The following is a 13,138-nucleotide window of genomic DNA, read 5'->3' on the forward strand; positions in this document are numbered from 1 at the left end:
GGCGGCGGCTTCTGCTCAATGCGGAAGCCGCCGCCACCTTTCGGTTAAAAGTGGGAGAATAGACCTATGGACCTCTCGCAACATGAATATCGGGTAGGGCTCGAATGGACAGGCAATCGTGGAACCGGAACGGAAAGCTACCGCAGCTACGGCCGGGACCATGTATTGCGCGCATCGGGCTTGCCAGATTTGCCGGGCACCGCGGATCCAACATTCCATGGGGATCGCGATCGCTGGAATCCAGAACAACTCCTGCTTGCTGCCCTGAGCCAATGCCACATGCTCTCGTATCTGCATGTAGCGGTTACCCACGGCGTGAATATCACTGGCTATACGGACGATGCTTCTGGAACACTGCGTCTCAATCGGGATAACAGCGGTGAATTCACCCAAGCCATCTTGCGGCCCGTCGTTTACCTTGCCGATGAATCCCAACGAGAACTTGCCGATTCGCTCCACTCCCAAGCGAACAAGGTTTGCTTCATCGCCCGGTCCGTCAACTTCCCGGTTCTCCACGAGCCGGTATCCCCTAGCTCCTCCTGAGGATTTTTACGAATGACTGAAAACCTGCCACTTGCACATGACCCGAAAAAAGATCCCTTCAGCAATCCCCTGGTTCTAGGCCGATCCAGCCAAGAATTCTTGGATGCCGCCGAAACGCCGATCGACGTTGCCAACTATCCCGGTACCTTCTACGCAGAGGTTGGCGGTCGCGAAATCTTCGCGCAGCTGACCAAGAATTTCTACAGTTCCGTTGCCGAAGACGAGGATTTCCGACGGATGTACCCAGAGAAGGAGCTTCGGGCTGCCCAAGTTCGCCTCCAGCTGTTCCTGGAACAATACTGGGGTGGTCCGACAACATTCTCCGAGCATCGTGGCCACCCTCGGCTCCGCATGCGTCATGCAAATTACCCGGTGAACGGCCACTACCGTGATGTCTGGCTGGGCCATATGAACAAGGCTATAGACCAGCTAGAGCTGCCAATGCTGCAGGCCGAAACCCTTCGGGACTACTTTGAGCGTGCAGCCCACTCGCTGCTGAACACTCCGGATGAACACCGGAATCTGCTCTAAGAATTTATGGACTAGAACCGCCACGGGCGCGTTCTAGTCCATATCCTTATTACTGCTTAGCCGAGCAAAGAGGCTTTGCGGACAAGGACATGCCCTCGCTCGTTGCTCAGTCGAGTCCAACTGCCATTGCGGAATACTCGGCTTTGCCCGCCAGACGCCAAGAAACCCAAGGCATGCATGGCAAATGCGGAGCCCATAGGAATCTTCAAATCTTCTCCTGGCACATCCGCAGCCCAAATTCGCTGCCGTATCTGCACAAGCACAGGCAATCCCGGGTTTACCGGCAATGCTTGGGCGACGGCGTCGATGCCGTTTTGAGCTGAGGAAGATAGCATGTCGTTCGCTACGGCTCCTGCATCTTCCCAGCCTGAGACCGGCACGGAGATCCCAGCCCATTTAGGGTTCTCTTCAACCGGTGGGAGCGCGAAGTCGACGGTTGACTCCCCCATGCGAGCAAGGCGATCCTGGATCGATGCCAAGGAATAGCTGGCCTTGAGATCTGCAGGCTGCGCCAAGCGATGAACTCGCATTCCGAGGATGGTATAGCCGCCTTGACCGAGGTCGGAAGGGACCAAAACAGGTACATAGACAGCCAAGGCCGTATTTCGAGCGACGAATTGGGCCGCATCATCTTCAATTGTTTTCGCCCGGCTAATAAAGTTCGCTAAGTCGCTTACTGAATTACTGTCGTCGAAAATCACCGCATCACTAGCCATATATTTATCGTCTCACGGAGCGGCAACTACGCGTGGCGACTTTGCTCATGGCGTGATGCTGCTCCGTGAAACGTATAGTTTTCCTATGAGCCCGAATCTCAACTGAAAATATTACTTTCGAGTAGCATTAAATTTGGTTTTGTTCCGCTATCGCATTCCAAGGAGCCCGCACAGTGACTGAAGACCTAGGCACCACCCAGATCCTGCTGGATCTGTTGAATCTGGATGGAGAAGACCAGGCGCGCACGGATGAGGATATCTTCATCGGCCATACCCCTGGGCAGACTCGACCTCGCGTCTTTGGCGGGCAGGTTCTGGCCCAATCGATCATGGCCGCCACGCGTACAGTTGAAGCGACCCGTGCGATCCATTCCCTGCACGGTTACTTCCTGCGTCCGGGAGACCCGAACCAGAACATCACTTTCGGCGTACAGCGCCTGCGCGATGGCCGCTCATTTTCCGCACGTCGAGTGCACGCCTACCAAAATGGCGAACCGATCCTATCAATGATCACCTCATTCCAGGAACCGGCAAACGGCCTCGAACACCATGATCCAATGCCTGCCGGAATCCCGGATCCCGAGTCGCTTCCGACTACCGCAGATCTCGTGGGGCACCTGGACCATCCAGTGGCAAAGGAATGGGCTTTCGAACGGCCTTTCGACGTCCGGCATGTTTCGGAACCGATCTACCTTCCAGGAAATTCGGCCAAGCTTGCCGATAGTGCGGTTTGGTTGCGCACCACCTCGGCAATGCCCAATGAGCCCGCCCTGCACCGAGCTGCCTTGGCTTACGCGAGCGACTACATGCTACTTGAGCCTGCCCTGCGAGCCCATGGAGTGCCATGGGTACATCGCGGCTTGAGCATCGCCAGCCTCGATCACGCAATGTGGTGGCACCGGGATTTCCGAGTCGATGAATGGCTGCTCTACGTACTTCATTCGCCATCGGCCTCGTCGGCCCGCGGACTTGGTGCGGGAAAGTTCTACAACAAGGCAGGCGAGCTCGTCGCGACCGTCGCCCAGGAAGGCATGATCCGCCTGCCTGAGTTCGCAGAGGGGCACTAGTCCTGAATCGATAGCGCACCGCCCGCGTGGTTCATGCGTCCAGTTCAATATCGCCTGCTGGTACGGCCATACAGGCGAGGATCTGGCCCGGTGCTACGCGGGCGCTCGGCTCCAACGGGTAGGAAATCCTGCCCCTGAGCAGGCTAACGGCGCATTCGCCGCAAGAACCCGAGCGGCAAAGACTAGCCGGTTCAAGCCCTTGCTCTTCCAGCGCATCAAGCAACACTCCATTCTCCGCACTCCAGGTGAAATTCTTTTCGCTCCCGCGACAAGAGACTTCTGCGGGCGGATAGTTCTCAAAAAGGCGTTCCAGATCGGTCGCCGGTGATGCGAAGGTTTCGCTGTAAATCTGCGAAGCAGAAATTCCCGCTTGCTCGCACGCCTCGAATACCATCTTGGTGAACTCTTCAGGCCCGCACACCACCACCCTGCTGCAACCGCGTAGTCGTGCTGCGATCGCAGCAGCCGCTGGCCGCCCCTCGGAGGTGTCGATGCGATCCAAGCTGATTGGCGCCTTCAGCCCGGCAGCCATCTGTTCCAGCCGGCAGTACAAGGCACTGGCTCCGCCACGTTCGACATGGATGAACCTCAGATCTTGGCTGCCATTCACCGCTGCAGCATCCCCGAGCAGCCCCAAAGCAGGAGTGATGCCAATTCCAGCGCTGACGATGGCAGTGCTGGAGCCCAGTACATTAGCCGAGGTCAGCACACCGTACGGCCCTGAGACAAGAAGTTGCTCGTCCTCCTGCAGCTGTGCTATTTTCGCTGAAGCTTCACCTTGGATGCGAACGGCGATACTAATGCCCCGGTCGCTCGCCGAGGTGATGGTGTAATTTCTCCACAGCGGATCTGGCAAGTGAACCCTTAGATGCATGCCCGGTTCATACTCAGACTTAATCCATCCGTAAGGATCGTGAAGCAGCAGTTCGACTACTCCTGAGCCCAAGTCCTCGTTTCGAAGTATGGTCATGAACCGTGGAGAGATCTTCACTGGAACCAGTTCTTCGGCCTCTGTTGCTTCGTTTTCTATTTCAATTGAGGCGCCAGTCTCCAAGACCCCGGATTCCAGAACGGTTCCATAAATGCCACAGTGAACGTGGCCAAAGTGCGTTGCCAGCAAACGGGGTCCGTTGGTATCGACTTCGGTAGTATCCGGATTTACCGAGGTTGCTGAGCAACGGGCGATTGATTTGGTAATGGCAATACGGGTTTCGCCTATGCGCAGCACTTTGCCAATAAGCCCATATTCCGAGTATGCGGGCAGGCCTTCCACCACAAGGTTGCCTCGATACCGCCGGGGATCCAAGTGCACCCCGGATACTCGCGACAGCTCCGCAACCGTATTGGGGTTAATAATCGAAATGCCCGACAGTCGCGAATCGAACATTCCTTGCGGTGCAGACACCAATCTTCGCGGTTTTGGCCCCTGCGCCGGCAAGTGATTCGACAGATAGGTGCTGGCGGCATCCCTGCCATGCTGGCTACTGGCATCAAAGGTCAATGGTGCCGCACCTGTAGATGCTGGCGCGGTCATGGTGATAAGTGGAAAACTGGATTCAACTTGCCACTTTTGCAGGCTCTTGTTGTTCTTGAGAATAGTGAAGCTCAGGCAGCTCTGCCACTGTCCGTCTTGGTGCTCAATTGTGCCGTTTCCGAAGGCGACACAGCGATCGCCCTCTAGCCCGCTTCCCTTTTTGGCTGCGACCGAACTGACTGCTTCGCCTGGTAGCCCTTTAACAGGAAAGCGATATATTTGAGCAATTTTCATGATTACATTCTAGTAAGTGCCGAGTTCAGTACGGGAGTTCGAGGCGGCGCCAACCGAAGGCGCCAGAGGATATCGGAATTTCAAAACAGGTAATGTTCTGCCCCTCCGGCTACATGGACTGCTCCCCGGCATCTGCGGGTGCTTCCAATCGCCGCGCGCCCACACCTTCACGCGCCAATTGGTCTTCCGGATTCAGGAGGCTGCAGGCCTGCATCGACAGGCAGCCGCATCCAATGCATCCCATAAGCCGATCTTCTAATTCCTCGATGGCACGCCGCCTCGCTTCGAGTACTTTCTTCCATTCCTCTGTCGCGCGAAGCCAGTCTCTTTCCTCGGGGATTTTTCCCATCGGCACTGGTGCCAAAGCACGCTTGATGTCGCTGAGTGGGATGCCCAACTTACTGCCGACACTGATCAACGAGATACGACGCAGCAAGTGGCGAGGATAGCGTCGCTGATTCCCCGCTGTCCGCATGGAAACGATCAGCCCAATATCTTCGTAATAATGCAGTGCAGATCTGGCCACACCAGTGCGTTCGCTAACCTGCCCGATGCTTAGCAGTTCACGCCCGGGAAAATCTTTTTCGCAATCCCCAGATTCCGCTGTGTGAAGCATCACCACCCCTTTCCTTGACCTCAAGTTTACTTGAGGTCTTAGGGTGGAAGTATTCAAAGTTGTTGGCAAAAGCTCGGGCTTTTGCATCAGTTACTGGAGTTTTATTCCAACTCCAGGCAAAGGAGCGGCTCAGTGAGCGAATTATCAGATGGATTCCGTACAGCCTTCCGTCACCATCCTGCTGGAGTAGCAGTGATTACTGCAGCGGTCGACGGGGCATTCTACGGTTTAACTATCTCTTCCCTCGCTTCACTTTCCATTGATCCCGTTGCCGTTTCGTTCTCGCTGGCCAAAGAATCCGGCGCTGCCGGCGCTGTGCTAGCAGCATCGAGTTTCGTGATCCATATGCTCGGCGAAGACCAGCACGAGCTGGCAAATAATTTCGCGCGCCCGGGTGCCCCACGATTTACCAGCGATCAACATTTCCGGGTCTTGCCCACCGGCGAGCCACATTTCATCGAGGCTCCCGTTGCTTTCCGCGCCAGTATCCACTCCTCCATCAGCGTTGGAGGCTCCCGCCTGATTGCTGCTGAAGTCCATGCGGTACTCTTCGGGCATGCGCAACAGCAACACCTGCTTTACCAGGATCGCGAGTATCTGAAATTGTCCGGATTGCGTGCCGATTCGACGACGAGCTAATTGAACGATGCCTCCTGCGGCATAAAAATAGCCGCCACAAATGTGGCGGCTATTTTCATGCCCGTGGATTAGTCGCGGGTCAGGCGACGGTGGGTAACACGGTGCGGCTTAGCCGCGTCGGCACCCAATCGTTCAACCTTGTTGCTCTCGTAAGAGTCGAAGTTGCCTTCGAACCAGTACCAGTTCGATGGGTTCTCCTCAGTGCCCTCGTACGACAAGATGTGGGTCGCGACTCGGTCCAGGAACCAACGGTCGTGGGAGACCACTACAGCGCAACCCGGGAACTCAAGCAGCGCGTTTTCCAACGACGACAGGGTTTCAACGTCCAAGTCGTTAGTAGGCTCATCGAGCAGCAACAGGTTGCCACCCTGCTTGAGGGTCAGTGCCAGGTTCAGACGGTTGCGCTCACCACCGGAGAGAACACCTGCCTTCTTCTGCTGGTCTGGGCCCTTGAACCCGAACGCCGAAACGTAGGCACGCGATGGCATCTCAACTTGACCGACGTTGATGTAATCGAGGCCGTCAGAAACGACCTCCCACAACGACTTCTCTGGGTCGATATTTTCGCGATTCTGGTCGACATAGGAAATCTTGACCGTGTCGCCGACCTTCAGGGTGCCACCGTCAAGCTCTTCCATGCCAACGATGGTCTTGAACAGGGTCGACTTGCCGACGCCGTTGGGACCAATGACACCCACGATGCCGTTGCGCGGTAGCGAGAAGGACAGACCATCGATCAATACACGATCGCCGAATCCCTTCTTCAAGTTTTCGGCTTCGATTACCAGCTGGCCCAGGCGCGGGCCTGGCGGAATCTGGATTTCTTCGAAGTCCAGCTTGCGGGTGCGCTCGGCTTCCGCAGCCATTTCCTCGTAGCGCGCCAGACGAGCCTTCGACTTAGTCTGACGGCCCTTGGCGTTCGAACGAACCCACTCGAGTTCTTCTGCCAGACGCTTAGCAAGCTTCTGGTCTTTCTTGCCCTGAACTTCCATGCGCTCGCGCTTCTTCTCCAGGTAAGTGGAGTAGTTGCCCTCGTATGGGTGCAGGCGACCGCGGTCAACTTCACAGATCCATTCGGCGACATGGTCCAGGAAGTAGCGGTCGTGGGTTACGGCCAGCACGGCGCCCGGGTAAGATGCCAGGTGCTGTTCCAGCCACAGTACGGACTCTGCGTCCAAGTGGTTAGTAGGCTCATCGAGCAACAGCAAGTCCGGCTTCTGCAGGAGAAGCTTGCACAGTGCTACACGTCGACGTTCACCACCGGAGAGGTGGGTAACTTTCTCGTCGCCTGGTGGGCAGCGCAGCGCGTCCATTGCCTGTTCGAGCTGATTGTCAATGTCCCAAGCGTCGGCAGCGTCAATCGCTTCCTGCAGCTTGCCCATTTCTTCCAGGAGCGTGTCGAAGTCGGCACCGTCCTGTGCCATCTCTTCCGAGATTTCGTTGAAGCGAGTGATCTTTTCATAGATCTCGCCAACACCTTCCTGGACGTTGCCCAGGACGGTCTTTTCTTCATTCAGTGGGGGTTCCTGCAGCAGGATGCCTACCGAGTAGCCCGGTGAAAGACGCGCTTCACCGTTGGAGGGAGTATCGATCCCCGCCATGATCTTTAGGATCGTTGACTTACCAGCACCGTTGGGTCCCACGACGCCAATTTTGGCACCGGGGAAGAACGACATGCTGACATTGTCAAGGATGACTTTGTCGCCAACGGCCTTGCGAGCCTTGGTCATCGTGTAAATGAATTCCGCCATGTTCTTAAGGCTAGTCTGTTGCGGGGGTCATTTCCGAATCCACACACCACTATTTTGGGTTGGTGGTGCCCGGATTCACACGAAACCCTCAAACACCACCAGAACACGCGTCTTCAGGCCGCTTCCCCATCCTCGCTTTGCCAGCTCGCTTCAGTGTCGGACGAACGTGACGGGTGCTGCACACGCTCCATTTCGCCGGTATCTGTCCGTACACGGTTGAAGGAACTCGTTCCAAAACGCAGATCGTGACCAATTGAATAAGCCTCGATATCTGCGCTATTCCCTCGCGAGCCATCTGCTCGTTCGTATTCTCGGATCTGCAACTTTCCGAAAATCATTACATGGTCGCCTTGCCCCAGGGATTCCATGGAATTCTCTCCCAGGGCACGGAACGCCGAAACCGCATACCAATTGGTCGGCCCGTCGACCCAATGCCCTGTTTCAAGATCGCGTTTTCGCTCATGCGTCGCTACTCGGAATTTCAAGATGGAAACGCCCTTGGGCGTAATGCTGAGTTGAGGTTCCGTTCCGACAATTCCGCGGATTGTCACAAGATCGCTCATTGGACTGCCTCCTATTGGATACAAATGGCAGAAGCCTTTTCTGCCATTGAATCCGATGATGGCGCACCGCAAGATCCGGTCGGACGCAAAGTCAACGGCCTGTGGATAAATCTTTAGCCCATTGAGGTTTGAATGCGCCTTTCAATAGCATGGCGGCTATGACGGTTCCTGGCAAGATCCAGCCGGACCAACCCATGATTGATGCTTTTGTTGCGTCCAAAGGAACTCCCATCACCATAAACAGTGAAACCAATCCCACGCTGGCGTTGAAGGCTCCATGCGCCAAAGCCGCTGGCCATACGGAATCACTGTAGGTACGCAACCAGCCAAGGAAGGCGCCAAATACGGTACACATGCCGCACATAGCCATGACTCCCCACGCGCCCGTAGCCATCGGATAGTTGTAGCCCAGAAGCACCAATGGTGCATGCCAGATCCCCCAGACGACGCCGGATACAAGAATTGATACAAGCTGCCCATAAGGCTGCAGGCGAATCCAAAGCCATCCCCGCCAACCAATCTCCTCTCCTAAAGCAAACAAGGAATTCATGAGGCCAGCGACAACTATCAACCCCACCTGTCCGAGAAGGTAGATTGTCGGGCCTTCCTGGCCGGAGACAACGCGCAGTACGGTGAAATTCTGCAGATCACCAGGGAAGACCCCTAGCCATGTTCCGATGAAGGGCGCTTGAAGTATGAGCCCGAGCGGAATCCCATAGGACAGCACCAGTGCGATGGCAAACTTCCCCGGACGCTTGATTGGCCAGAGCCCAACCTCGGAGCTGAAGCTCGTTAGCCGGCGTTCGACAATGGCAATCACTAGAGCAGCGATGGTCGGGGTAAACATCATTGCCATGGCGATTCCTGGAAGCTTGGCATCATTTATGCCTTCTCCCATCCAAAGCGGCAACGCTACGGCCCAAGCTAAAACCACGCTTAGCAGACAGAAGCACACGATGCTCAACACGCTACCGATTCTCAATTTCGGCAACTTAACTACTCCTAATCAGATGATGATCTACATTCGCTTCTCCAGCCTATCGGCCTCAAGTCGTATTTTTGGTGATCAATGAGCTAAACTATTTTCGGTTATGCCTCCGTAGCTCAGCTGGATAGAGCAAGAGCCTTCTAATCTCTAGGTCGCCGGTTCGAATCCGGCCGGGGGTACGAAATAAACCGCCGTTCACTTGGTAATGCAAGTGAACGGCGGTTTTCGCATCTATCCAGATCTAGGAATTTGACCAGTGTTAGGCCTCTTTTCTAGCTTGAGGCCCTTTCCGGCCGATCCTGTCAGCCAGCCCTCGTCCTATTTGCCGGCCACTAAATAAGCACCCGCCCAAGAAAGTTCCTTCCAGCGCGTTGTACCCATGCATCCCGCCTCCCCCGAATCCAGATGCTTCACCGGCCGCATAAAGCCCGTCAAGAACTGTTCCGTCGTATTTGAGGACTCGCCCAGATAGATCTGTCTGCAGTCCGCCTAATGACTTTCGTGTCAGAATGTGCAGCTTCACAGCTATCAATGGCCCCGCCGCAGGATCGAGTATGCTGTGCGGAGCAACTGCTCGGGTCAAACGGTCTCCGATGTACTTTCGGGCATTGCGGATAGATTGAATTTGGCGATCTTTGCTAAATGGATTTTCAGTTTGCGAATCACGAACCATTAATTGCTGGTGAAGCCGCATCGGATCAATATGTGCTTCCGGGGCGATTGCATTCATTTTCGTGACGAGCTCCTCGACGGTAGTCGCTGAAACGAAATCCGCACCTTTGTTCAAGAAATCCATGACCGGCCCCGGAGCACCCTTGCCAAAGATCCGGTCCTTGATAACTCCGGCTTTATCCCGATTAGTCAGATCTGGATTTTGCTCCGACCCTGACAGCGCAAACTCCTTCTCGATAATTCGCTGATTCAGCACGAACCATGAATAGTCGTACTTTCGCGCAGTGGGATCGGTGCGCAGGTATTTCAACGTGCCCAAAGTGTCGTGCCCTGGAAGGCAAGGAGGACGAAGGCGGTTCCCTTCAGCATCGAACCACATCGGGCTTGGACCGGGCAAAATTCTAATTCCATGAGCGGGCCAAATTGGGTTCCAATTCTGGATTCCCTCTGTGTAATGCCACATTCGATCGCGGTTAACAAGACGCGCCCCCACCTCCTGCGAGAGTTCAATGCCGCTGCCGTCAACATAATTCGGAACGCCGGTAATCATGCGCCCCGGCGCGATGCCGAGCCTGTCGGGCCAGAATTTCCGAACCAGGTCCTGATTTCCGCCTATTCCCCCGGTTGCAATCACCACGGCTTCAGCCGAAAACTCGAACTCCGAAACCACGTTTCTTGACGACTGTTGCCCGCGTGGAGCGTCATCAGGCGACAAGACCTCACCGCGAACGCCGGTAACTGAACCGTCAGTGGTCACCAATCCAGTAACCCTGTGGCGGTTGAGCAACTCGGCATGTCCCGTTTGCAGTCCGTCGAGCACCCTATTCACAAATGGCATCGATACCCCGGTGCCAGTTCCCCAGGCGATGTGAAATCTGGGTACAGAATTCCCATGCCCATCGGCGCGACCATCGCCGCGCTCTGCCCAGCCCACAACTGGAGTCAGATCTATGCCCTTTTGCTTGATCCAGGACCGTTTTTCAGTAGCTGCGAACTCCACGTAGGCTTTGGCCCAACGTTGCGCCCACAGGTCCTCATCGTCCAACCGGTCAAATTGTGCACTATGCTGCCAATCCGACCAGGCAAGGTCAAAAGAATCACGAACTCCCAAGCGTCGCTGTTCAGGAGTTCCAACGAGAAACAGTCCCCCAAAAGACCAGTAAGCCTGGCCGCCGAGATTACCCCTGTTTTCCTGATCCAGGATTCGGACTCTCAGTCCTTCATCAAGTGCCTCGGACGCTGCAACCAACCCGGCCAATCCAGCACCCACGATGATCACTCCGCATTGTTCGGAACTCAACTTCACGATCCCACCTCTGCACGCAAGAAATTTACGAGTTTTCATCTCGAGCGTACTTCCCGGTAGGCAATGCCACCATACCCGTATTTTCCGCAAAGAAATCTGCTGACTAGCGAGAACTTTCGTTCTTCACCACCGTTTCTTTTCCTGGTCCGGCCGTCGAATCTGTGAATGTCATGATCGTGAGCCGTGCAGCGGCGCATAATCACGCAGAATCCCGACTGAACAGTAACTTATCCCCCTAATTTGAGATAAACTCTAGGAATTGTAGAAATCGAAAGGGACAGTGCCCGATGACCCAACTGGTCGCCCACCTCGCGCGACAGAGAATCACGGAACGCACCAGCATCAATCTAATATTCCTTCTTGCAGGATTATCTTTTGCGACTTGGGCAGGCCGCCTCTCCATTATCGACGCTGTTTTCGATTTCTCTGGTTTGAACCTCGGGTCGTTCTTGATTTGCAGCACCATCGGAACTTTGCTCGGAATCTCCCTTATTCCGTCGGTGAGCAAATTCGTTCCAACACGCCGCCTGTTGTGCTGTTTGCCCATCGGATTAGCAGCATGCTTGGTCGTACTGGGCATAGCTATTTCCATAACCGAGGAAGCCACTCTTGCCTACGTAGCCCTGTTCTTTTACGGGCTTACTTTTGGCTGTTTGGACATCATGATGAACGTCAGCGGCGCACAGGTTGAACGTCGTGTCGGCCGCAGCATCATGCCTTCCCTTCATGGGTTCTTCAGCCTGGGAACCCTAATTGGCGCCGGGGTGGCAACAGCAACCATTTCCTTGAATATCTCGAGCCTTTGGCACTTCTCGTTTGTCGCGGTCATCATTCTTCTTCTCGCTTACGTTGCCCATCGAGGTATTACCTGCTGGGAAAACGAAAATTTGGTTCCAATCAACAAGGATGTCCCCCAGAACCGAACTCAATCAACGCACAAAATGGGACTCTTGCTGCTGCTTGGCATAATGGTCGCCGGTTTAAGTTTCAGCGAGGGTGCGGCCAATGATTGGATTGCCGTTACTTCGGTTGACGGGCACGGTTTCAAGCATCAAATTGGCGCGCTCATGTTCACCTTGTTCGTCGCAGCAATGACGCTGGGACGCTTTGTCGGTGGTCGCCTTGTGGACCGCTTCGGCACGAAAAATACACTCCTGATCATGGGAATTATCGGCCTTCTCGGCGTCGGCTTGTTCATCACCGGCACAAGCCCCTCCCTAGTAGGCCTCGGTGCAGCATTGTGGGGCCTCGGTAGCTCGCTCGGCTTCCCCTTGGGCATGAGCATCGCGGCTTCCCGCGGAGAACGCCTGGGTCCAAAAGCGGTGAGCATCGTCAGTGCGTTTGGATATGGAGCAATGCTTGGCGGTCCGCCATTTATTGGTTTCGTCGTCGATACCTTGAAGTTGCCTCAGGCCTTATGGATTTGCGCGGTAGTTCTGATTATTTCGTTGTCCTTGACGCCGGCGGTAACCCGCAACTGGAAGCCGTCCAACAAGACGTCCTAGACGGGCAGAACCGCCCGCTCCTTGATGTTTCGCATGACTATGGTGCTCGTCAATTTTTCCACGCCCGGTAGGTCAACTAGGACCTCGTCGTATACACGCTGGTAATGCGGCAGATCCTTGGCAAAGACTCGCAATAGGAAGTCTGGCTCGCCGAAAAGGCGCTGCGCATCAACTATTAGCTCTTCGCTCTCTACCGCTAATTCAAAATGCTTAAGCTGCGCTCTGTCTTTCAACGTGACGAAAACCAGGGCCTCGAATCCCAGTCCAACCTTCTCCGGGTCAATCACCGCTTGGTAGCCGCTGATGACTCCCCTGCGCTCAAGATCTTTGATCCGGCGATGGCAGGGAGCCACCGATAGCCCAACTTTTGCAGCTACCGCGGTAGCGCTCATCCGTCCGTCATTCTGCAACTCGGCCAAGATCGCACGGTCTAGTTCATCCATGAAATTAGACTACAGCACAAATAATTTGCG

The 13,138-nt window shown here is 55.2% G+C and carries 14 protein-coding genes and 1 tRNA gene; 7 read left to right on the forward strand and 8 right to left on the reverse strand.

What is annotated here, in order from left to right; translation table 11 throughout:
* Nucleotides 1–66 precede the first annotated feature (66 nt).
* Together ACIP6G_RS00390 and ACIP6G_RS00395 are read left to right on the forward strand one after the other, a co-directional pair.
* Nucleotides 67–543, forward strand: coding sequence for an OsmC family protein (locus ACIP6G_RS00390; protein WP_332486839.1), 477 nt, complete (start codon nucleotides 67–69; stop codon nucleotides 541–543).
* Between the two features lie 12 nt (nucleotides 544–555).
* On the forward strand, nucleotides 556–1,074 hold the full coding sequence (locus ACIP6G_RS00395; RefSeq protein ID WP_105659199.1) for a globin: 519 nt from the start codon (nucleotides 556–558) through the stop codon (nucleotides 1,072–1,074).
* Between the two features lie 56 nt (nucleotides 1,075–1,130).
* Here ACIP6G_RS00395 and ACIP6G_RS00400 read toward each other — a convergent pair whose 3' ends face one another.
* Nucleotides 1,131–1,790 (reverse strand): hypothetical protein, encoded by a 660-nt coding sequence (locus tag ACIP6G_RS00400; protein WP_400288062.1) that lies wholly within the window; start codon nucleotides 1,788–1,790, stop codon nucleotides 1,131–1,133.
* A gap of 173 nt (nucleotides 1,791–1,963) precedes the next feature.
* Here ACIP6G_RS00400 and ACIP6G_RS00405 point away from each other — a divergent pair, with 173 nt between their 5' ends.
* Nucleotides 1,964–2,857 carry an acyl-CoA thioesterase II gene (locus ACIP6G_RS00405; RefSeq protein WP_105659197.1) on the forward strand — a complete coding sequence of 298 codons (894 nt, stop codon included), beginning with the start codon at nucleotides 1,964–1,966 and terminating at the stop codon, nucleotides 2,855–2,857.
* A 31-nt stretch (nucleotides 2,858–2,888) separates the two neighbouring features.
* On the opposite strand, the gene ACIP6G_RS00410 is transcribed toward ACIP6G_RS00405, so the two are convergent.
* Both ACIP6G_RS00410 and soxR read right to left on the reverse strand, forming a co-directional pair.
* Nucleotides 2,889–4,625, reverse strand: a complete 1,737-nt coding sequence (locus tag ACIP6G_RS00410; protein ID WP_400288064.1) for an MOSC domain-containing protein — start codon at nucleotides 4,623–4,625, stop codon at nucleotides 2,889–2,891.
* 109 nt (nucleotides 4,626–4,734) lie between these two features.
* Nucleotides 4,735–5,241 carry a redox-sensitive transcriptional activator SoxR gene (soxR, locus tag ACIP6G_RS00415; protein WP_332486867.1) on the reverse strand — a complete coding sequence of 169 codons (507 nt, stop codon included), beginning with the start codon at nucleotides 5,239–5,241 and terminating at the stop codon, nucleotides 4,735–4,737.
* Between the two features lie 132 nt (nucleotides 5,242–5,373).
* Here soxR and ACIP6G_RS00420 point away from each other — a divergent pair, with 132 nt between their 5' ends.
* Nucleotides 5,374–5,880, forward strand: coding sequence for a flavin reductase family protein (locus tag ACIP6G_RS00420; RefSeq protein WP_400288066.1), 507 nt, complete (start codon nucleotides 5,374–5,376; stop codon nucleotides 5,878–5,880).
* 68 nt (nucleotides 5,881–5,948) lie between these two features.
* Here ACIP6G_RS00420 and ettA read toward each other — a convergent pair whose 3' ends face one another.
* The 3 genes from ettA to ACIP6G_RS00435 all read right to left on the reverse strand — a co-directional run bounded on the left by ettA (nucleotide 5,949) and on the right by ACIP6G_RS00435 (nucleotide 9,050).
* Nucleotides 5,949–7,631: an energy-dependent translational throttle protein EttA gene (gene ettA / locus ACIP6G_RS00425; protein WP_105661447.1), complete on the reverse strand. Its 1,683-nt coding sequence runs from the start codon at nucleotides 7,629–7,631 to the stop codon at nucleotides 5,949–5,951.
* A 113-nt stretch (nucleotides 7,632–7,744) separates the two neighbouring features.
* Nucleotides 7,745–8,194: a single-stranded DNA-binding protein gene (locus tag ACIP6G_RS00430; protein WP_400288068.1), complete on the reverse strand. Its 450-nt coding sequence runs from the start codon at nucleotides 8,192–8,194 to the stop codon at nucleotides 7,745–7,747.
* Nucleotides 8,195–8,285: 91 nt separating this feature from the next.
* A complete protein-coding gene (locus ACIP6G_RS00435; protein WP_400288070.1) occupies nucleotides 8,286–9,050 on the reverse strand; it encodes a lysostaphin resistance A-like protein in 765 nt (254 codons plus the stop codon).
* On the opposite strand from ACIP6G_RS00435, the gene ACIP6G_RS00440 reads away from it, so the two are divergent.
* Both ACIP6G_RS00440 and ACIP6G_RS00445 read left to right on the forward strand, forming a co-directional pair.
* Nucleotides 9,049–9,267: a hypothetical protein gene (locus tag ACIP6G_RS00440; protein ID WP_400288072.1), complete on the forward strand. Its 219-nt coding sequence runs from the start codon at nucleotides 9,049–9,051 to the stop codon at nucleotides 9,265–9,267. The two genes, ACIP6G_RS00435 and ACIP6G_RS00440, sit on opposite strands and share 2 nt — an antisense overlap.
* Before the next feature lie 20 nt (nucleotides 9,268–9,287).
* Nucleotides 9,288–9,361, forward strand: a tRNA-Arg gene (locus ACIP6G_RS00445).
* Between the two features lie 80 nt (nucleotides 9,362–9,441).
* Here ACIP6G_RS00445 and ACIP6G_RS00450 read toward each other — a convergent pair.
* Nucleotides 9,442–11,154: an FAD-binding dehydrogenase gene (locus ACIP6G_RS00450; RefSeq protein ID WP_400288742.1), complete on the reverse strand. Its 1,713-nt coding sequence runs from the start codon at nucleotides 11,152–11,154 to the stop codon at nucleotides 9,442–9,444.
* Nucleotides 11,155–11,447: 293 nt separating this feature from the next.
* Here ACIP6G_RS00450 and ACIP6G_RS00455 point away from each other — a divergent pair, with 293 nt between their 5' ends.
* Entirely contained in the window at nucleotides 11,448–12,665 is a 1,218-nt protein-coding gene (locus ACIP6G_RS00455) for an MFS transporter (RefSeq protein ID WP_400288074.1), read from the forward strand.
* On the opposite strand, the gene ACIP6G_RS00460 is transcribed toward ACIP6G_RS00455, so the two are convergent.
* Nucleotides 12,662–13,108, reverse strand: a complete 447-nt coding sequence (locus ACIP6G_RS00460) for an Lrp/AsnC family transcriptional regulator (protein WP_400288076.1) — start codon at nucleotides 13,106–13,108, stop codon at nucleotides 12,662–12,664. The two genes, ACIP6G_RS00455 and ACIP6G_RS00460, sit on opposite strands and share 4 nt — an antisense overlap.
* Between the last annotated feature and the right edge of the window lie 30 nt (nucleotides 13,109–13,138).

This window comes from Glutamicibacter sp. NPDC088483 (assembly GCF_044753145.1).
Classification (GTDB): domain Bacteria; phylum Actinomycetota; class Actinomycetes; order Actinomycetales; family Micrococcaceae; genus Glutamicibacter.